This is a genomic window from Methylobacterium sp. Gmos1 (assembly GCF_053764715.1).
Genome location: NZ_JBSNCC010000007.1, coordinates 51,047 through 69,580, shown reverse-complemented (window position 1 = coordinate 69,580; position 18,534 = coordinate 51,047). Strand labels below are relative to the sequence as shown.

Genomic DNA, 18,534 nt, shown 5'->3' with positions numbered 1-18,534 from the left:
CTTCGGCTATCCGGATTTGGGCGTGGAAAGCCGCCCATGAATGAGGGTGCGCAGACCCACGAAGCCGTAGAGGGTGGGCTGGCACCCCGCGCAGACCTGGAATGGCCGCAGGTTGTCGAACCTCGTCGGCACCTCGCGGCGCTGGTCGACGGGGAACCTACCCAGGCAGTCCTCGCAGACGAAGTGGTCATCCGGCCTGTCCTTAGTCATGTGGATGGCTCGCGCCCGGATACCCTGAAACCGGTATCCGTGGCCTCGCCGGTTGATTACCTTGATGAGCCGGTTCGCGGCTTCAGCGTAGGCATTCGTGTACTGGTTATCGAAGTAATTGAAGACTTCCGTCTGCCAGTTGTCGATCGTCTTGGCGACCGGAACGTAGTGCGGTGCGGCCTCTGGAGGGATCGTGCTCTTCCACTCCTCGAACCGCTTCCATGCCTCCTCCCGGTCATTTGCATTCCAGATCTCGTAGAACCGCTCCTTCGTGCTCCAGACAGCCGCAAGCGCAGGGTCGTTCGCCAGCGTCGCCTCGAACATCATCCGCTTCATGGGCTTCAGCTTCTCGCGAGCCTCAGGCGACATGTGGAGAACGCGTCTATCCGACCACTTGTACTTCAATTTCTTCGGCACACGCTTCCCAGCGAGGCGCGCCTCCTTACGCGTGATCTCGTGCGCAGTCTTCACGCTGGCTCGGAACTCATCCAGGCGCTTGTTAGCCATTCGCAGGACGTGGAACTTGTCGGCGACTATGAACGACGTGGGGAGTACTTCGGTCACCACCTTCCGATACGCGGCCTTCATGTCCATGGTCACAACGGCGATGTGCTCGCGGTGAGGCAGGCGGACCAGCCACTTCGCCAGCGTCGCCCCGGTGTCGTCAGGCAGCACCTCGATCACCCGGCGCTCGCCGATGTCTGTGACGACCGTGCGCAGAACACCGTCCAGCTTCGTCTCGTCGAGCCCCATGACGACGGGTGCGTAGACGTGGTGGCCTTCCAGCAGCCAGTTCAGGTAAGGCTTGCAGATCTCCGATACGGACTTGTCGCTCTTGAAGCCCACCTCTGCCGCAACGGTTGTGTAGGGCCGACGCAGACCGGCATCCTGGACGAAGTCGAAGCACCTCCGGGTCATGTCTCGGTCGGGATGCATCTCAGGAAGGTGTTGCGTGAACGTGGCCTTACAGTCCTGGCACTGGTATCGTGCGGCCGCCACGACGATCATAACGTGCTTCCCGTGCATAGGCGCGTCGCGGTAGCGCCCTACGACTGTCCCATGTCGATAGGGTTTTCGGAGGGAACCGCACTTCGGGCAGTTCTCCGGCTCCAAATCGCAGCGCGCGCGGAAGGTGTAGCTGCTCGGGGTCACGTCGAACTCGTCCTCGACGGTCCAGTGTTTGAAGAGCAACGCGTTCAGCAAGTGGGCCCCCTGGTCGGGGGCCACCCTGGCAGATCCGGATTAGGATGTGGACTCTCTGAGGCTCGACCACTCCGTGCTGGTCGGGCCAACGACAGAGTAGGAGTGCTGGCACAAGCGAGCGCGGAGCTTGTCAGCCAACAGATGCGCCGTGTCTCGAAGGCCCCTTTCCGTATCTGGGAAGCGCGGGTAGTTAATCAATCCAACGCGAAATCCCGCCTCCTCGCCGCCAGTGTAAATAAAACTGACAGCCTCGACATGCACGCAGAGGCCGACCTCCATGCAAAATTCTCTACAAACCTGCTTTGCTTGCGAAAGATCACCTGCCATGTAGATGTTGAATTGGATAGTGGGCATACTCTTGTTCGGCATGTGTCAGTGTGCCTCCGCCATATCTTGCTCTGCGAGCGCGCAAAGAAAATCACACGATGGCTGGATCGGGTTGGTGGTCGGCCAATCGGCGGGGATCTCGTCGATGAACGCCCGCTCTCCGTTGATCCGGCACAGCCTGACGCCGAGCTTGCGCGACAGGGCCACCATGCGGTCGAACTCGTTGGGGAACCGCTGACGTACCAGGGCCCAATAGTTCGGGCTGGTAGCCTTCGAGCAAGGAATGCAGTTGTTGTTTTGAAAGCCGAGCATGTACATCGGCGGCACAGGCAAGCCTGCTCGCTCGATCATAGCAATGCACGCTTCCTTGTTGATACCCCGATCGATCAGCGGAGTAACAATCTTCAATTCTGGATAGTTCTCACGGAGCCGCTTTGCTCGCGTAATATCAGTCTTATCCGCCGTGTACCCGAACACGTGGATATCACTTGGACGCTGGAATTCCAGTCGGGGCACGACTTTCAGTTCCCGTGTGCACGGGGCCCCATTGTTGCCCGCGAGATAGCTTTCGCTTTCCCAGACGTCCCAGGTGTCTTGGAAGTTGAGGTTTCGGATCGGGAAGACGACTTTCCCGAACCAGCGCTCGCACTCTTTCAGGAAGGTGTGGTTGCTCGGGTGCTCCGAGCCGGTCTCGCAGTAGGCGACCACAACCTCGCGCGTCCCGGCATCTGCGAGGGTAAGCTTCGTGGCGACGGCAGAGGCCGCGCCGCACGAAAACCAGGAAATCACGCGCTGAGACATCACGAAATCCCACAACCAAATCCGGATCTAGGATACCATGCCTCATGCCCCGATCCCACAGCCAAATCCGGAGAACCATGTGTTCGTCTCCATCTCTGATGTCTTGCTTCGTCGCTGTAGGGGGTGGAGGGGCTAGGCCCCTCAGACAGCCCCCGCCTTGATAAGTGCCGCCATCGCCCGCGAGGCCACATCGACCGGCAGCTTGGCGCCGTGCTGCTCCACGATCTCGCGGAGGATGGCCGCCATGTCGGGGGCGGCGTCGGCCAGCTTGTCGACCTGCGGCTTGGTCTGGGCGGTGGTCGTGGTGGTCATCGGTGTGGCTCCGTCTCTGATGTCTTGCTTCGTCGCTGTATGAGGTGTAAGTTACACACCATTGGCACGATACGCAAGAGGGCTGTAATGATCCGCGTCGAGAAAAGTGACCCGGGCAGGCGGATGGCGCGAAAGCGATTGGACGAGGCGAGCAAGACGAAGCGTGTGCAGTTGGTGGCACCCGAGTCGTTCCTTGACCGGGTGGAGGAGTGGCGGGCAGTTCAGCGGCCGGTGCTCAACGTGTCCGCGGCGATACGTAAACTCTGTGAGATGGCGCTTGACGATGAGGAGCGCCGCGATGGGAAGCGCTAAGCCAGCCTACCTGTATGTCATTGCGGATGGCGCTGGGGCGCATAAGGTCGGGCTGTCCACGAGTCCGCAGAAGCGCCTACGGCAGTTGCAGACGGCATCCCCAAAGCGACTTTCCCTCGTGCGAACGAGCGAGGAGCCTGAGGCCGATGCGGGGGCAATCGAAGCCTATGCGCACTGGCTCTTGCGCGAAGCCCAAGAGGACGGCGAGTGGTTCTCAGTGACTGAGGAGGCGGCCTGGGTTGCAGTTGTCGCCGCGACCGAGGCCGTGGCTCGCGGAGAACGGGCGCCACCCCGGGCTAGGGGCGGCCATTCTAAGGGCGTCGTTATCCCGCCCTACGTCCCTATGTGCCCCGCCGAGTTCAAGCAGCATCGAAAAGCCCTCGGCCTCACGCAGTCAGAGGCCGCGCAGATGCTCGGGGTGCATCGGGTGACGCTTGCTGACTGGGAGCGGGGTCAGCCACCGGTGCCGGTAGCTATCGGCCGCCTGCTGCGCCTAATGGTCCTGCGCGGGATCTCAGCCGACGAGCTGCCGCCATACGAAGCTGGCGCACCCTCTCAGCCTATCTCCAAGCCGAAAACCAAACCCAAGCCTCCCCCACCCTCCCCTACAGAGGGGGGTTAGGAGGTCTCCGTCTTGACGATCGGGGAGGAGGCGGGAGCGTCTATCTCTGTCAGGATCGCTTCGGCCTCGCTCAGCGGCATGTCTAGGCCATCGTCGCCGTCGTCGTTGACGAACCGGAACGCCTGATAGGCGACCCTAGCGCGGGCCTTAGTGGCCAGGCAGACCGAGCGGCTGTCGGCGCCCATGTCGTCGAGCACCTGCCACATGGCATCGGCGAGCGCTTGGACCTGAGCGACACTCACGATCGTCTCGGTATCAAGCGCCGCTAAAGGCACTGCGCGCAAGCTTTCAATTTCATCCGCAGCATCTCGCATAAGCCCAGCCGTCCGATGGTCGTAAAGATCGGCTATGGCGCGGAGGCGGGTGGGGAGATCGCTCATCTCACAGCCCTCCCCTATCGGAGGAGGCGGGAGAGGCTGCCCTCTCCGATGGCACATACCGCGCTCGGCGCAGGGCCATGCGGTTCTTGCCAGTGTTGAGGAGGTGGGGGCCCTCCTTCCAGCAATCGACAATCTTCGTGTCCAGTGGGGCGGCTAATTTCTCGACGACATCGCAAGGAACCGCGAACCGCTGCCAGTACCGCTTGCCCTTTTGGTCGTAGTAGCCGCCGCGCTTCTCAACCTCTTCCTTGCTGTATCGACCGGCCCATGCGAGCGGGTAGGCGTAACCGCAGGCGTCCGGTCGCCAGAGGGTGATGCAAGGATTGCGCGTCCATTCGGGCCGCAAATCGATGATGTAGAACTCGCTCATCACACCACCCCTCCATCCAGGGCCAAGCGCTGTTCGCTGGAGGGGGCGGACATTCGATCCCACATGGTCTCTGATGCTCGCTTCATGCCATCCCACCGGGTTGCCCATAGTTCTCCCGGCAAAGCCGCATCGCACGACACATCAACCGCCAGCACGGCGCGCGGCGTCTCGTCGGCCCAGGTGAGCGCCTGAAAGGGTAGCAGCGTGAAGCGGTGGGCCGGCTCTTCGTTGAGCCCTGCCTGTTCCCACGCGCTCAGCACCCGCCCAAATGCGGTCATGCCCACCTCAATAATCCAGGCGTGTTCGGCGCTATAGACATCGGCGCGGCCGGACGGGGCTTCCTTCTCCTCGGCGGCGTCCAGCGCGCCGCATCGGCGCATCCATTCGCGCCCGACCCGCTTGAGTACGACGTGCTCTTCGCTCTCGCGCGAACCTCCGCGCATCCCGCGCGCCAGCACCTCTCCGACGATGTCGGCGGGGATCCGCTCTAGCCGCAGCTTCATCCGCCCTGTCATAAAGGGCTTGTGCAACGCCGGCACGGTCCAGATGCTATCGCGGGGGTAGAGCCCGCGGGGCTGCCGGTTGAACAGGCGCTCCAGCCGATTGAGCGGATGGAAATACGTCGGATGGGATGGATGGTGGGGTGACGGCGACAGCACGTAAATTTCTCCTTATTTGTCAGCGCAGTTAATATCCCTCTCTCTCCGCCAGTTCGTCTGATCCCCAAACACGATTGGCGACAGGGACCCGGCGACCGCCAGGACGGCGCTGCCTCCCCCTGGATGCTCCCCGCTGGGTGCGATGACGGTCGCGTTCCCGCGAGCTTCCAGCCCTGAGCCGGGGCCTTACGTCCAGCCCCTCGATGCGATGATGTTCGCCGAGATGCATCGCCGGCGGCAAGGTCGTTCAGCCCCCCGGATGAACCGTGTCCAGCGTCATCTGCGGTTCGATCGCCAGGCCTTCGACCCGGAACGCAAGCCTTCTACTTGGATAGCCGGATGACGGCGTCGGGCGCCACGCCGACCGTGCAGGTCATCGTGTAGACGAAATCGGCGAAGTTCTGATCGCCACCGTCTTCCCAGTTGAACGTCATGCCGCCCGGGTCCGTACACTGGCCCGTCTGACGCACGAAGGTGTCGACGTTCGGCGCATCGCTCCATTTTTCCTTCGGGTTGACCAGCGCACCCGAATATTTCAGGTAGTCTTCATAAACTACCAGTCCCAGCCCGAACTTGGCGTGGGTGGACACCGTGAACGTCGTCGAACTCGAATTGAGCGCAGGGCTCGTAGTCTTCGTGCCATTGGATGATTTATATCGATAGGTGATGATCGTCTGGCGGCTCGTCACCTTGCCCTGTGCGTCCTTCGTCCAGATGAAGATGTCCTTCGAATACGCGCCGGTGGTCTTGGTCGGCGTCAACTTCACGGTCGTGATCTGTCCCGGTGTCGTCGCCTCCGCGTTTGCCGTGACATCGACTGTCTTGATGCCGGCGAGCGCCATGAAGGGGGTGGACACGGTGGCGGTGGCCGCGCCAGTGTACTTGTAGCCTCCATCCGCCTGCTGGACACGCGAGACGGTGGTGTTGGACGTCGACCGGTGGAAGAGCGAGTCGACACTGCTCTTGAAAGCTGCCGCGTCGGAATTGTCCTTCTTAGCCGCAGCGAGGAGCGCGGCATCGAGCGCCTTCTGCAATCCGGCCTTGGATCTCGTGCAGAGCGACTAGTCGATCGCCGCGCCCGACAGGAAGATGAGCGGCATGATCGTGATGGCGACGATGGGCGCCACGACGCCACGCCGATCGTCGCGGAACCGCGCGAGAGCGGAGGCCTGCATCGGCGCCGGCCTGCGATCGGACATCGTCATGACTTGCACCTTGAATATCTTGAAACTCACCTGCGGAAACCGTCACTAATATCTCGTTAAAGCTTTCAAATTTTTTGGTATGAAATGCTCCGCAACGACGGATCGCTGCGTCATCCAATTTTTACTCTTTACCGCCGCTCGGCGGTACCGGCATGGCCGCGCGACCCCCGCCGTCTGAGATCGGTGCCTCTCCTCGCTCTTTGAGCGCGTCAGGATGCCAGGAGCCCGCTTGATTCCTCCCGGTCCCCGAGGGACATGTCAGACCGTTCCTCGAACCACCGATCCACGAGAGCGATTGAGAGGAGTCTGCTCACCCGGAGCCTCGGCGGCGACCATCCGGCCAGCCTCGTGGCCGGGCTCGTGTCGATCCGGTCCATGTGGTCGGCGAGCACGAACGCGCTCGATCATCTCTACCGTCCCCCGCTCCGCTTCCGGAGGATCGGTGGTGTTCAGGCTCTCCCCGAGCTTGGTGTCTCTCACAAAACTCCCGCTGCGCTGGCGCCGCCACATCGAGCGACGCCAGTGACCGGGAGTTTTGTGAGGTGCACTTGGTCGGGCCGTCCGCCGGAGCCCGGGAGGGGGCATCAGGGTGGGTCTCGCGACACAGGCCTCCCTGCGTCATCCCCAACATCAAGGAGAGAAAGCCCTGTGATCTCGATAGTTCAGGCACTCGACCTGCCCTGGGGGCTCCGCCCCCTCCCCTCCGCCCGGATTTCTGTCCCGACATGACCCCGACGATCCGCGAGATCGAGGATGCCGACGTGCCGGCAGTGATCGCCCTGTGGCACGATTCCGGCGTGGCGCGGCCCTGGAACGACCCGGCCACCGACATCGCCTTCGCCCGGCGCGGCCCGCACGGCACCGTCTTGGTGGCGGAGGCGGACGGGCGCATCCTCGCCAGCGCGATGGCCGGCGAGGACGGGCACCGGGGGTGGCTCTACTACGTCGCGGTGGCGCCCGGGCAGCAGGGCAGCGGGCTCGGCCGGCGGATGGTCGAGGCGGCGGAGGCCTGGCTGGCGGCGCGCGGCGTCTGGAAGGTGCAGCTGCTGGTGCGCCGGGAGAACGACGGCGTGCTCGGCTTCTACGATCACCTGGGCTATCGCGACACCAACGCGGTGTGCCTGCAGAAGGTGATCGCGAAGGGGTGATGGGCGCCGGAGCCCATCCAGGAGCCTGTCGGAAGTCCTCGTCGGCCCCGACGGCCGCCCGTGTCGTTCCGGGGCCGGGAGGGCGGAGCCCGGAACGACCCTGCGGATGGCAGTGCGGGTCGGGACGCGTTCGCGAACCCCTACCTCTCGACCCCCGGCCAGATCACCCAGTGCAGGTCCGGCGTCTCGGAAAACAGCCGGCGGTGCTGGCTCACCGCGTAGTTGTCGGTCATGCCGGCGATGAAGTCGGCGACGCGGCGCGGGGTGCGGGGATCGTCGGGGCTGGCGAGGCCGGCGCTCCACTCCTCGGGCATCCGGGTCGGGTCGCGCCGGAAGGTGCAGAACAGGTCCTCGACGATCGAGGCGGCGCGCCGGCGCACCGCCATCACGTCGGGATGGCGGTACATCCGGGCGAACAGGAAGGTCTTGATGTCCCGGTCGGCCGCCGCCATCGGCTCGGAGAAGGCGACCACCGGCGCCGCGGCGTGGCGGATCGCGGCGGCGTCCGCGGGCTGCAGGGCGAGGAGGCGCCGCTCGGCCTCGGCGATCACGTCCTCGACGAAGCGGGTGATGACCCGGCGGGCGAGCTCGTGCACCACCCGCGAGCGCTCGAGGCCCGGATAGGCGCTCCGGATCTCGTCGAGGAGGCCGGCGAGGAACGGCACCTCCATGAGGTCGTCGAGGGCGAAGAGGTCGGCCCGCAAGCCGTCGTCGAGGTCGTGGGCGTCGTAGGCGATGTCGTCGGCGAGCGCCGCGACCTGCGCCTCGGGGCCGGCGAAGGTCGCGAGCTCCAGGTCGTTCTGGGCGTTATACTCGGTGATCGCCACCGGGATGCCGCCCTCCGCGTAGTGCGGCGTCGGCCGGCCGTCCCGGGTCAGGAGCGGGCCGTTGTGCTTGACCAGCCCCTCCAGCGTCTCCCAGGTCAGGTTGAGCCCGTCGAAGGTGGCGTAGCGCCGCTCCAGCCGGGTCACCAGGCGCAGGGCCTGGGCGTTGTGGTCGAAGCCGCCGTGGTCGGCCATGCAGGCGTGCAGCGCGTCCTCGCCGGTATGGCCGAAGCAGGTGTGGCCGAGGTCGTGGGCGAGCGCCAGGGCCTCGGCCAGGTCCTCGTCGAGGCCGAGGGCGCGGGCGAGCGCGCGGGCGATCTGGCTCACCTCCAGGGTGTGGGTCAGGCGGGTGCGGTAATGGTCGCCCTCGTGGTGGACGAACACTTGCGTCTTGTGCTTGAGGCGCCGGAAGGCCGCCGAGTGCACGATCCGGTCGCGGTCGCGCTGGAAGTCGGTGCGGGTCGGCGAGGGGCCTTCGGGGATCAGCCGTCCGCGCGACGCGAACGGATCGCTGCCGTAGGGGGCCCGCCAGCGCTCGCCTGTCCGTCTCACCGTCCAGCCCCCTCACCTGCCAACCCTGCGCCGCGGCGCACGTCGTCCGATCTCGGCCCTGCGCCGCAGTTGCGGCTCACGGCCTGCATTCTTATGTTGCCTTCGCACGCCGGACCCCCACCCGAGAAGCCGTCGATGACCCCGATCACCCTGACGTCCCGCGCCGCCCGCCGCATCAACGAGATCATGGGTGCCGAGCCCCCCGGCTCGATGCTGCGCATCAGCGTGAATGGCGGCGGCTGCTCCGGGTTCCAGTACGCCTTCGACATCGCCAAGGACCGCACCGCCGACGACCTCGCGGTGGAGCGCGACGGCGCCACGGTGCTGGTCGATCCGACCTCGCTCCCGTACATGGAGGGCGCGACGATCGACTTCGTCAACGACCTGATCGGCCAGTCGTTCAAGATCGAGAACCCGCAGGCCACCGCCTCCTGCGGCTGCGGTACCTCGTTCTCCCTGTAATCTCCCTCTCGACGATCCGGGACGCTCCGCCATGACCCGCTTCTCCACAACGGGCGTGGCCCGGGCCGCGCTCGGCGCCCTCGCCTGCGCGGCGCTGCTCGGCGGCCCCGTGCTGGCCCAGGGCACCCCGACCCCCGGCGCCCCGGCCCCCAATCCCCCGAGTACCCCGACCCAGGACGCCGCGGCCCAGGGCCTCGCGCCCCAGGGCGCCACGGTCGCCCTCGACGAGGTCGTGCTGCCGCTCGGACCGATCACCCTGAAGGCGCCGAAGGTCGAGCTGCGCGGCACCGCCCTGTCGCGGGACGAGGCGCGGGCGGCTCTCGATCCCGCCGGCCCCGCGCCGTGGCGGACCCGCCTCGAGAGGCTCTCCGCCCGCGAGATCGTGATCCCGGTGCTGCGCGTCGAGCAGCCGGCCGGCGGGCGCGTCCAGGTCGCGGTTTACCACGACGTCGTCGCCCGGGACGTCGCGGCGGGCCGGATCGGCACGCTGGAGGCCGGGGGCGCCACCCTGACGGTCGAGGGACCGGGCCCCGACGCCGCCGGCGCCTATGGCCGCCTGAGCGCCCGCGAGATCGACCTGCCGGGCCTCGTGCGCCTGTTCACCGAGCCCGGCGGGCCGGACGCGGCGCCGATCCGGATCTACGGCGGCGTCACCGCCGAAGACATCGCGCTCACCAACCCCGACGGGGCGGCGTTGCGCATCGCCCGTATCGACGCCCGCGACCTCACCGGCCGGCCGACCACGATCCCGTGGGCCGAATCGGTACGGGCGTTGGCCGAGGGCGCCGGCAAGGCGGAGGAGGGGCCGGAGCGCTCGCGCCTGTCGGGCCTCGCCGCCGACCTGCTCGACGGGATCGGCGTCGGGGGCCTCGAGATCAGCGGCGTCACCTTCGCGGCGCCGGGCGGCGGCCCGAAGCCGAACCCGGTCCAGGCGAGCCTCGCGCGCGCGACCTATGGTATCGAGGACGGGGCCGGCCGGATGCGGGCCGAGGGCCTGGCGGTCGACGCCGCGGCCGGCCGCGTCTCCCTCAAGGGCCTGACCCTCTCGGGCCTGTCGCTCAAGCCGGTGCTGGAGGGCCTGCGCCGCGCCGCCGCCGGTCCGATCGACCAGGCCGAGCTGCGCCGCTACGCCCCGGGGCTCGGCCGCATCGCCCTGGAGGCGCTCGACGTCGACCTGCCGGCCCAGCCCTCGGCCCAGGATCCGCTGGCCGCCTCCGGGCCCGTGCGCTTCGCCCTTCGTAACGCCGACCTGGCGATGAGCGACCCGCGCGACGGCGTGCCGACTGCCACGCGGCTCGCCTTCGACGGACTCACCTGCGCGATCCCGCCCGGCACCACGGCGCCCTTGCTCGCCGACCTCGCCGGGCTCGGCTATACCAGCCTCGACCTCTCCGGCACCGCCGACACCCGCTGGGACGAGGCCGCCCGGGAGGTCACCGTCAAGGACGTGACCCTCACCGGCAAGGACATGGGCACCGCCCGGATCACCGGCACGATCGGCGGGATCGGCAAGGAGGTGTTCGACCCCGAGCCGATGGTCTCCTCCCTGGCGCTGCTCGGCGCCAGCGCCAAGACCCTGGGCCTCACGCTTGAGAATGGCGGCCTGTTCCAGCGCTTCGTCGATCAGCAGGCCAAGGCGCAGAGCCTCAAGCCCGAGGAGTTGCAGCGCGAGTACGGCACCGCGGCGATGCTGGGGATCCCGGCGGTCCTCGGCGGCTCGGCCTCGGCCAAGGCGCTGGGACAGGCGGTGTCGCACTTCGTCACCAAGCCCGGCCGCCTCACGGTCAACGCCGCCGCCAAGGATCCGGCCGGCCTCGGGCTGATGGATTTCAGCACCGCCCCGAGCCCGGGCAAGATCTTCGACCGGCTGACCGTCGACGCCTCGGCGGAGTGATGCGAGGTCCGGACGATTGCTTCCGGATCCCGTGTCGCAAGCCCGCGCGGTGAGGCCTTCGGCTTCACACGGTGGAGCGATGCGGAGAACGCGTGACGGCGAGCGGTCCGCTCAGGGAATCTGCAGCCGCCACTTCGTCTCCCGGTAGCTCTCCGGGGTCGCGGCAGCGGGCTTGTCGCCGGTCGGCTTGGGCTTGGCCGCGGGATTGGCCGCCGGACTCAGGGCGTCGCGGCCGGGCGGCGGGCGGCGCTCGGCGCGCTGCTTCTGCGCGGTGGGATCGAAGGTGGCGGCCGGCCGCGACTGGCGCGCGCTCTCCAGGCACAGCCGTTGCGCCGTCGGATCGGCGATCAGCGTGCAGGACGCGATGTCGTTCGTCGCCGGCACGGCCTGCGCGGCGGCTCCCGTCGCGGCGAGTGCCGCCAGGGTGAGCGCGGTCAAGTGGAACACCAGCGGTCCGTGCGACGACATGGACTTCTCCCGAAGATGAACGAACCGTAAACTGCCAGGCCACCTTGCCTCGATCCGGGCTCGACCCGGACGGGCGCCGCGCTGCATCAACGATCCATCGCGTCCTCACGTTTCATGATAAATTAATCCTACTGTTGAATTAACCATGGGAGAGATTTCATCGTGACGCCGGAACGGCGCGAGGTCGATCGTGATGAGACGGATGCGCTCCCTCGCCCTCGGACTGGCGCTCCTCGGCCTGCCGTCGCTGCTGGGGGCCTGCGCGCGCTACGACTATACCGGCTCGCTCGGAATCCGCCCGGTGACCGGCACCCTGACCGCGACGGGCCAGGAGCTGGCCGGCCTGCCGCCGGCCCCCGCGGCGCCGCTCAACGTCGCCGTCTACGACTTCCAGGACCTGACGGGGCAGAACAAGTCGTCGGCCCGGGTCGGCTTCCCGGAATTCTCCCGCGCCATCACCCAGGGCGCCTCGGCGATCCTGGTCGACGCGCTCAAGACCGCCGGCCAGGGCTGCTGGTTCAACGTGGTCGAGCGCGGCTACCTCGACAGCCTGCTGCGCGAGCGCAAGCTGATCCAGGACACCTACGCCTTCCTCAAGCGCGACCCCAAGGACCTGATCGACCCGCTCAAGTTCGCCGAGTACATCGTCACCGGCGGCGTCGTCTCCTACGACTCGCCGACCCAGGCAGTCGCCGCCAACGTACTCTACGCCGGCTACGGCGGCGGGCTCTCCTCGAGCAAGGACCTCGTCACCGTCAACCTGCGCCTGGTGCGGGTGCGCGACGGCGTCGTCGTCACCTCGATCAACGCCTCGCGCCCGATCGTGACGGCGGGCGCCAATGCCAGCGTCACCCGCGTGCTCGACCGCCGCGTCCTCGACGCCCAGGTCTCCGGCAGCATCCAGGAGGCGGTGCAGACCGCGGTGCGCGAGGCGATCGAGGCCGGCGTCTACGAACTCGTGCGCCAGGGCAGCGAGCGCGGCATCTGGATCCGCAAGGTGCCTACCTCCCCCACCCCGGCCTCCGAGCGCAAGCCGATGGCCCGCGCGCCGCGAAAGCCCGACGAGACGCGCCGGAGCGAAGGCCCGCCCGCCGCGAAGCCGGACCGGGCGCCGACCGGCCCCGTGGCGGCCGTCACACCCCCGGCGAAGGTCCCCGACGCGGCTCCGGCCGGGACGCTCGTCCCGGCAGGGCGCCTCGCCGAGCTGCGGGGCAGCTTCGTCGAGGGCGTGCCGGCCCCGACGATCATCGCCGCCTACGACACCGCGCGGCTGGCGATGCGATGAGCGGGAATCGTCACGGCATCGCGACCTGCTGGCTGCGCACCACGTTCACGACGCCCTGCTGGCGAACATCGAGATTGGGCATGGCGCCGAGCTGGTAGACGGTGGCGCGGTTGGTCAGACCGGTCTGGCTGATGCTCAGGGGTGCCGGATCGGGGCCGATCGCCACGATCTCGGTGACGGTGGTCCGGCCGGTGGTCGCCGTCAGGGTGCTGGAGCGGCTGTAGAACGGGTTGCGCTCCTGGATGACGTAGACGTAGTTGCGCGCGCTCCCCTGCTGCACCGCCAGGGCCTGCGCCTCGGCGGATCCGGCGTGGAGCAGGGCCCCGAATCCCAGGCAAGCGACCATCATCGTGCGCGTCATCGACCGCTCCCGCGAACAGGCGGGCAGGGTCGCGCGGGCGGGTTAAGGATTTGGGTCCGCGGTCACGGCATGCGCGAGCCGCCGCGCGGCAGGAAGGTCTCGTACTGGCCGATGAAGGCCGAGTTGGTGCGGCCGGTCTGGGTGACGCTGGCGCGCGGATTGGCGCCGGCCTGCATGATGCCGACCACGTTCGCCCGGCCAACCTGCGTCACGTCCGTCGGCCGGACCTGCGGGCCGACCTGGACGGTGCCGTAGACGTTGGCCTGCCGCATCTGCGTGACGCTGAGGGCCTGGGCGGCGGCCGCGCCCGCGGCGAGGCCCGCAGCCAACCCGGCCAGCACGGCGAAGGCCTTGTGGCCTGACCGCATCCGCCCCAGCGCTCTCATGGCTTCCGGCGCCTTCATGGCACGCGCTCCCGGCATTCCGCTCCCGGCCTGGTGGGGCCGCCGCGCGTCGCGGCGGGCCGTCGCGTTGGGCCGAACGCCGCGGCCGTGGCCGGTGCGACGTCGGCGGGATCTCGAGCCCCGTGTCCTTACGGCATGTAGCTCGGGCGCGGGCCGGTCTGGATCACGCGCGCGCCGTTGGAATAGCCGTACTGGCTGATGCCGGCGGCGTTGTCGGGACCGCGCTGGCGGATGCCGGCGCCGTTGAAGGTGCCGTTCTGATAGGTGATCGCGGTGTTGCTCTGGCCGCGCTGGCCGGTATAGGCACCGTTATAGACGCCGTTCTGGTTGATGATGGCGGTGTTGCCGGCAAAGGCGGCGGTCGCCGTCACCAGGGAAGCGACACCAACGGCAGCGAGAATGCGCAGGTACATCTTTCAGGTCCTCCGAGTCCGACCGCTTTAGACGCGAGCCTTGTCATCGCCGTGCGACGATACCTGCGTCATTAACGATGTTTTAACCGTTATGCAATCGAGGAAGACTGCAACCACGGCGGGAGGAAGCCTGGACTATCTCAGCGACAGATTCGCCACGGAAGCAACGAGGGAAATGCTCATGACCGACTTGGGCGATCAGCCCTCAGACGAGACAACACCGGCCCTGAACAGATTTGCGCCAGTAGTCAAAAAATTTTTATTTATATTGTCGACTTGCATTCGGCGCAAAGCCGTTGAGCCGGCAATCGAATATGGACTTTCATGAAATCGAGCCGACGGCTGCTGTCTTCTTTATCGCACATCGGTCGGAAACAATCCGGGCAGCGGCACTGCCGCGGTCGTGCGTAGTTTTTCCGGCGCGATCGTCGCCAACGGATCGCAGGTCAGCGCCCTCGGGACGGTCCACGACCACTGTGCGAAAGTCGGCTTTGAGGAAGGTGACGGACCCGACGCCCTCCGCGTTGTCCCGGGGCCGTGAAAGCGGAACCGGAGATCCATGACCGCTGACGATCCAGGATGGCGACGCAACCGGTCCGCCTCGTTCTCCAGCTGTCGGCGGTCATGGATCCCGGGTTCTCGCCATCGGCGAGCCCCGGGATATCGGTCAATACGCGTTCTCGGTCTTGAACAGCGCCAGCGGGGTCATCGCCAGGATCTGCAGGTCGAAGAACACCGACCAATTCTCGATGTAGTACAGGTCGTGCTCGACGCGGCGCTGGATCTTCTCGTTGGTGTCGGTCTCGCCGCGCCAGCCGTTGATCTGGGCCCAGCCGGTCATCCCGGGCTTGACCTTGTGGCGGGCGAAGTAGCCGTCGACGATCTGGTCGTAGAGGGTGTTGGCGGCCTTGGCCTGGAGGGCGTGCGGGCGCGGCCCGACGAGCGACAGCTCGCCTCGCACCACGTTGATGAGCTGGGGCAGCTCGTCGAGCGAGCTCTTGCGGATGATGCGGCCGACCCGGGTCACCCGCGGATCGCCCTTGGTGACGATCTTGTTCGCGGCGTAGTCGCACTGGTCGGTGTACATCGAGCGGAACTTGTAGATCTCGATCACCTCGTTGTTGAAGCCGTGGCGCTTCTGCCGGAAGAAGACCGGGCCCGGCGAGGTGAGCTTCACGGCCAGCGCGACGGCCAGCATCACCGGCGAGAGCATCAGGAGCAGCACGGCGCCGACCACGCGGTCGAACACGCCCTTCACCACCACGTCCCAGTCGGCGATCGGGCGGTCGAACACGTCGAGGACCGGCACCGAGCCGAGATAGGAGTAGCTGCGCGGGCGAAGCCTGAGCTTCGAGGCATGGGCCGAGAGGCGGATGTCGACCGGCAGCACCCAGAGCTTGGCCAGCATCTGGAGGATGCGCGCCTCGGCCGAGATCGGCAGCGTGAACACGATCAGGTCGACCTTGGTGCGCCGGGCGAAGGTGACGAGGTCGCTGACGGTGCCGAGCTTCGGGTAGCCGGCGACCACGTCGGAGGAGCGGCCGTCGTTGCGATCGTCGAACAGGCCGACGACCTTGAGGCCGGAATCGCCCTGCGCCTCGATCGCCCGGATCAGCGCCTCGGCCGGCTCGCCCCCGCCGACGACGGCGACGCGCCGGTCGAAGCGGCCGCGGCGCATCTGGGCGCTCACCACCAGCGACAGGGCCAGGCGCTCGACGACGAGCAGCGCCAGCCCGCCGCCATAGACGGTGCCGAGCCACAGCCGCGAGTAGTTGTCGCCGAGCTTGGCGAAGAACAGCACGGTGGCGGCGAGCAGCATCACCAGCGACCAGCCGAGCACGACCCGGGCGCCGACGCTGAAGAAGGCCCGGAACGCCCGGATGCCGTAGGCGCCGAGCGCTTGCAGCACCAGCACGTTGAGGGCGGCCAGACCGAGGATCGCCCCGACATAGCCGAGATGGAGCGGCACCGCCCCGGCGAGCAGCCAGCGCTGGGCGCACAGGCCGGCGAGCGCCACGAGGACGAATTCGAGCGCCCGGACGCAGCCGGTGAATACCACCGGCGAGACGACCGGGTCGGGCCGGACCGGCGCCACCGTCTCGGCCGGCGGCACGGCCTCGCGTTCCGACCCCGGCCGGCCGAGCGGCCCGGCCTGGTCGGCCGCCACGGTCTTGAGGATATCGCGGACGTCGAACGCACTCATGGTACGATTCTCATGGCACGGTACCGGTCTCGGTCGGGCGGGGAAAATCCCGGACCGTCCGGGGGTTGGGTTCGCGATCCTGTCCCCAAGCCCTGAGGGAAGGCTTAAGGCGACCGCTCCGGGTTTGCCGAAAATCGGCGGTACAAGGCTGGGTCAGCGTTGGGCTCGCGCGGCGGCGTAGCCGTCGAGCCCGTCCTGAGCCATCTTGTCCATCGAGAAGCGGCAGCGGACGAAGGCGCTCAGCGCCGCCGCCTCGCCGGCGCGCTGGTCCGGATCCTGGTCGACCTTGCGCAGGATCGCCCGGCTCAGGGCCACGACGTCGCGCGGCGGCACGAGGGCGGGTGCCGCGGGCCCGAAGATCTCCGGGATGCCGCCGACGTCGGTCGAGACCAGGGGCTGGGCGGCGGCCGCCGCCTCGAGGATCACGTAGGGCAGCGACTCGGCGAGCGAGGGCACCACCATCACGGTGGCGCGGCTCAACGCCGCGCGGATCGGCTGCGGCGGCTCGAACTGCACGTCCCCGGCGAGCCCGAGGGCGGCGACGCGCGCGCGCAGCGTCGCCTCGTCGGGGCCCGAGCCGACCACCAGCAGGGTCAGGCGCCGCCCGTGCTCCCGGCGCAGGCGCGCCAGGGCCTCGAACAGCACCGGCACGCCCTTCGCCTCGCGCAGCTCGCCGATATAGACGAGGTCGAACGGCTCCGGGCTGGGCGTGATCGGCGCGAACTCGGCGGCCGAGATGCCGTTGTGCACCACCCGCACCAGCCGTTCGGTCGGGCCGACATAGGCCCGGTAGCGCCCGGCGATGTAGTCGCTCTCGAACAGGAACACGTCGGTGCGGCGGGTGAGCAGCGCCTCGGCCCGCATGTAGAGGCGGTGGAGCGGCGTGCCCGGGCGGTAGTTGAAGCTGCCGCCATGCGGCGTGTAGGCCCGCACCGGATCCGCCTCGCCGAGGGCCGGCGCGAGGCGGGCGAACAGGCCGCCCTTGGAGCCGTGGCCGTGCAGCACGGTGGGTTGGAGCCGGCGCACGAGGCCGGCGAGCGACGCCAGCGCGGCAAGGTCGCTCGGATGCGGGTTGCGGCGCATCGGCAGCCGGGTCACGCCGAGGGCGAGCTGCGGCGCCAGTTCGGCGAGCACCGCCTCGGCTCGCGCCCCCCCGGTGCTCGCGTCGCAGAACAGCCCGACCGCGTGGCCGGCCTCGGCCTGCAGGCGGGCGACGTCGAGGACGTGGCGAAACAGGCCGCCCACCGGGGCCCGGAAGACGTGCAGGATCCGCTCGCGCGGGGCGGCCACGGGCGCGGGCACCGGCGTTGCCTCCGGCGGCGCGGGATCGGCGGCGAGGCGGAGTTGGGAGGCGGCCACGGGCATGTCCTCGAGACGGATGGCGGCGCCGCGGCGGGCGGCTTCCGACATCTCGCCCCAGGCCCGTGGGCACGAGGTTAAACGGCCGGCGAAAAAGACCAGCCCGGACCGCGATGGATGAGGGCGTGGTTAACCGCCGGTCAGCGCAAGTCGACGAGATCGCGCGGTGCCGGTCGTCAGAACCAGCGCTCCTTGACGACGATCGTGTCGCCGGGGCGGACCGGGTAGGTCATCGGCACGATGCCGGAGACGAGGCCGGTCGGGCCCTCGCGGGTGAGCACGGCGTAGTCGCGGGCGGCGCGGGGGCCGAAGCCCGCCGCGATCGCCACCGCGGTCTCGACCGTCATGCCGCTGACGTAGGGGTACTGGCCCGAGGTCGTGACCTCGCCCAGGATGAAGAACGGCCGGTAGACCTCGACCTCGACGGTGACGTGCGGCTCGCGCACGAAGCCCTCGCGCAGGCGCGCCTCGATGGCGCGGGCGGCCTGGGCGGTACTGCCTGCCGCGACCTTGATCGGGCCGATCAGCGGCATGGCGATGCGCCCGGCACCGTCCACCGCGTAGATGTTCGACAGGTTGTCCTGCCCGAATACGATTACCCGCAGCCGGTCGCCGGCGGCGAGGGAGTAGGCGGCACCGATCGAGCCGGTGCCGGTCTCGTCGAGGAGCGCCGTGCGGTATTCGGGACGCAGGCAGCCGCCGAGCGCGAGCGTGGTCGCCAGACCTGTGAGAAGGGCGCGTCGGTTCATCGCTTCCGGCC

22 protein-coding genes are annotated in these 18,534 nt (G+C 68.0%); 6 read left to right on the top strand and 16 right to left on the bottom strand.

All coding sequences use genetic code 11. The features are described from left to right. Window positions 1-6 precede the first annotated feature (6 nt). From ACS5PV_RS15745 to ACS5PV_RS15735, 3 genes are all read right to left on the bottom strand, one after another. The gene (locus tag ACS5PV_RS15745) at window positions 7-1,437 is read right to left on the bottom strand and encodes an ISL3 family transposase (RefSeq protein WP_455396275.1); all 1,431 of its coding nucleotides are present in this window, start codon (window positions 1,435-1,437) and stop codon (window positions 7-9) included. A gap of 348 nt (window positions 1,438-1,785) precedes the next feature. Then, the gene (locus tag ACS5PV_RS15740; RefSeq protein ID WP_455396274.1) at window positions 1,786-2,541 is read right to left on the bottom strand and encodes a hypothetical protein; all 756 of its coding nucleotides are present in this window, start codon (window positions 2,539-2,541) and stop codon (window positions 1,786-1,788) included. 141 nt (window positions 2,542-2,682) lie between these two features. After that, the gene (locus tag ACS5PV_RS15735) at window positions 2,683-2,853 is read right to left on the bottom strand and encodes a hypothetical protein (protein WP_455396273.1); all 171 of its coding nucleotides are present in this window, start codon (window positions 2,851-2,853) and stop codon (window positions 2,683-2,685) included. Between the two features lie 87 nt (window positions 2,854-2,940). On the opposite strand from ACS5PV_RS15735, the gene ACS5PV_RS15730 reads away from it, so the two are divergent. Next, the gene (locus tag ACS5PV_RS15730; RefSeq protein WP_455396272.1) at window positions 2,941-3,165 is read left to right on the top strand and encodes a hypothetical protein; all 225 of its coding nucleotides are present in this window, start codon (window positions 2,941-2,943) and stop codon (window positions 3,163-3,165) included. After that, a complete protein-coding gene (locus ACS5PV_RS15725) occupies window positions 3,137-3,787 on the top strand; it encodes a GIY-YIG nuclease family protein (RefSeq protein WP_455396482.1) in 651 nt (216 codons plus the stop codon). Before ACS5PV_RS15730 ends, ACS5PV_RS15725 begins: the two co-directional genes overlap by 29 nt. On the opposite strand, the gene ACS5PV_RS15720 is transcribed toward ACS5PV_RS15725, so the two are convergent. The 5 genes from ACS5PV_RS15720 to ACS5PV_RS15700 all read right to left on the bottom strand — a co-directional run bounded on the left by ACS5PV_RS15720 (window position 3,784) and on the right by ACS5PV_RS15700 (window position 6,401). Continuing rightward, window positions 3,784-4,167 carry a hypothetical protein gene (locus ACS5PV_RS15720; RefSeq protein ID WP_455396271.1) on the bottom strand — a complete coding sequence of 128 codons (384 nt, stop codon included), beginning with the start codon at window positions 4,165-4,167 and terminating at the stop codon, window positions 3,784-3,786. The genes ACS5PV_RS15725 and ACS5PV_RS15720 overlap by 4 nt on opposite strands. Before the next feature lies 1 nt (window position 4,168). Then, entirely contained in the window at window positions 4,169-4,537 is a 369-nt protein-coding gene (locus ACS5PV_RS15715; protein WP_455396270.1) for a hypothetical protein, read from the bottom strand. After that, window positions 4,537-5,196: a hypothetical protein gene (locus tag ACS5PV_RS15710; RefSeq protein WP_455396269.1), complete on the bottom strand. Its 660-nt coding sequence runs from the start codon at window positions 5,194-5,196 to the stop codon at window positions 4,537-4,539. Before ACS5PV_RS15710 ends, ACS5PV_RS15715 begins: the two co-directional genes overlap by 1 nt. 323 nt (window positions 5,197-5,519) lie before the next feature. Then, window positions 5,520-6,230, bottom strand: coding sequence for a hypothetical protein (locus tag ACS5PV_RS15705; protein WP_455396268.1), 711 nt, complete (start codon window positions 6,228-6,230; stop codon window positions 5,520-5,522). Window positions 6,231-6,257: 27 nt separating this feature from the next. Continuing rightward, window positions 6,258-6,401, bottom strand: a complete 144-nt coding sequence (locus ACS5PV_RS15700) for a hypothetical protein (protein WP_455396267.1) — start codon at window positions 6,399-6,401, stop codon at window positions 6,258-6,260. Window positions 6,402-7,126: 725 nt separating this feature from the next. Between ACS5PV_RS15700 and ACS5PV_RS15695 the strand changes: the two genes are divergently transcribed. Continuing rightward, window positions 7,127-7,549, top strand: coding sequence for a GNAT family acetyltransferase (locus ACS5PV_RS15695; RefSeq protein ID WP_455396266.1), 423 nt, complete (start codon window positions 7,127-7,129; stop codon window positions 7,547-7,549). A 140-nt stretch (window positions 7,550-7,689) separates the two neighbouring features. On the opposite strand, the gene ACS5PV_RS15690 is transcribed toward ACS5PV_RS15695, so the two are convergent. Continuing rightward, window positions 7,690-8,925 (bottom strand): deoxyguanosinetriphosphate triphosphohydrolase, encoded by a 1,236-nt coding sequence (locus ACS5PV_RS15690; protein WP_455396265.1) that lies wholly within the window; start codon window positions 8,923-8,925, stop codon window positions 7,690-7,692. A 135-nt stretch (window positions 8,926-9,060) separates the two neighbouring features. On the opposite strand from ACS5PV_RS15690, the gene ACS5PV_RS15685 reads away from it, so the two are divergent. Then, a complete protein-coding gene (locus tag ACS5PV_RS15685; protein ID WP_238191317.1) occupies window positions 9,061-9,387 on the top strand; it encodes a HesB/IscA family protein in 327 nt (108 codons plus the stop codon). A 31-nt stretch (window positions 9,388-9,418) separates the two neighbouring features. Then, window positions 9,419-11,281 carry a hypothetical protein gene (locus ACS5PV_RS15680; protein WP_455396264.1) on the top strand — a complete coding sequence of 621 codons (1,863 nt, stop codon included), beginning with the start codon at window positions 9,419-9,421 and terminating at the stop codon, window positions 11,279-11,281. A 111-nt stretch (window positions 11,282-11,392) separates the two neighbouring features. On the opposite strand, the gene ACS5PV_RS15675 is transcribed toward ACS5PV_RS15680, so the two are convergent. Continuing rightward, the gene (locus tag ACS5PV_RS15675) at window positions 11,393-11,749 is read right to left on the bottom strand and encodes a hypothetical protein (RefSeq protein ID WP_455396263.1); all 357 of its coding nucleotides are present in this window, start codon (window positions 11,747-11,749) and stop codon (window positions 11,393-11,395) included. A 202-nt stretch (window positions 11,750-11,951) separates the two neighbouring features. On the opposite strand from ACS5PV_RS15675, the gene ACS5PV_RS15670 reads away from it, so the two are divergent. Beyond that, window positions 11,952-13,034: a CsgG/HfaB family protein gene (locus tag ACS5PV_RS15670; RefSeq protein WP_455396262.1), complete on the top strand. Its 1,083-nt coding sequence runs from the start codon at window positions 11,952-11,954 to the stop codon at window positions 13,032-13,034. A 10-nt stretch (window positions 13,035-13,044) separates the two neighbouring features. Here ACS5PV_RS15670 and ACS5PV_RS15665 read toward each other — a convergent pair whose 3' ends face one another. The 6 genes from ACS5PV_RS15665 to ACS5PV_RS15640 form a co-directional block, all read right to left on the bottom strand. Continuing rightward, entirely contained in the window at window positions 13,045-13,395 is a 351-nt protein-coding gene (locus tag ACS5PV_RS15665; RefSeq protein WP_455396261.1) for a hypothetical protein, read from the bottom strand. A 62-nt stretch (window positions 13,396-13,457) separates the two neighbouring features. Next, window positions 13,458-13,763 carry a curlin repeat-containing protein gene (locus ACS5PV_RS15660; RefSeq protein ID WP_455396260.1) on the bottom strand — a complete coding sequence of 102 codons (306 nt, stop codon included), beginning with the start codon at window positions 13,761-13,763 and terminating at the stop codon, window positions 13,458-13,460. A gap of 164 nt (window positions 13,764-13,927) precedes the next feature. Further along, window positions 13,928-14,212: a hypothetical protein gene (locus ACS5PV_RS15655; RefSeq protein WP_455396259.1), complete on the bottom strand. Its 285-nt coding sequence runs from the start codon at window positions 14,210-14,212 to the stop codon at window positions 13,928-13,930. Window positions 14,213-14,879: 667 nt separating this feature from the next. Continuing rightward, window positions 14,880-16,415: an undecaprenyl-phosphate glucose phosphotransferase gene (locus tag ACS5PV_RS15650; protein WP_455396258.1), complete on the bottom strand. Its 1,536-nt coding sequence runs from the start codon at window positions 16,413-16,415 to the stop codon at window positions 14,880-14,882. A gap of 153 nt (window positions 16,416-16,568) precedes the next feature. After that, window positions 16,569-17,780, bottom strand: a complete 1,212-nt coding sequence (locus ACS5PV_RS15645; protein WP_455396481.1) for a glycosyltransferase — start codon at window positions 17,778-17,780, stop codon at window positions 16,569-16,571. 170 nt (window positions 17,781-17,950) lie between these two features. Continuing rightward, entirely contained in the window at window positions 17,951-18,523 is a 573-nt protein-coding gene (locus tag ACS5PV_RS15640; RefSeq protein WP_455396257.1) for a polysaccharide biosynthesis/export family protein, read from the bottom strand. Window positions 18,524-18,534 lie beyond the last annotated feature (11 nt).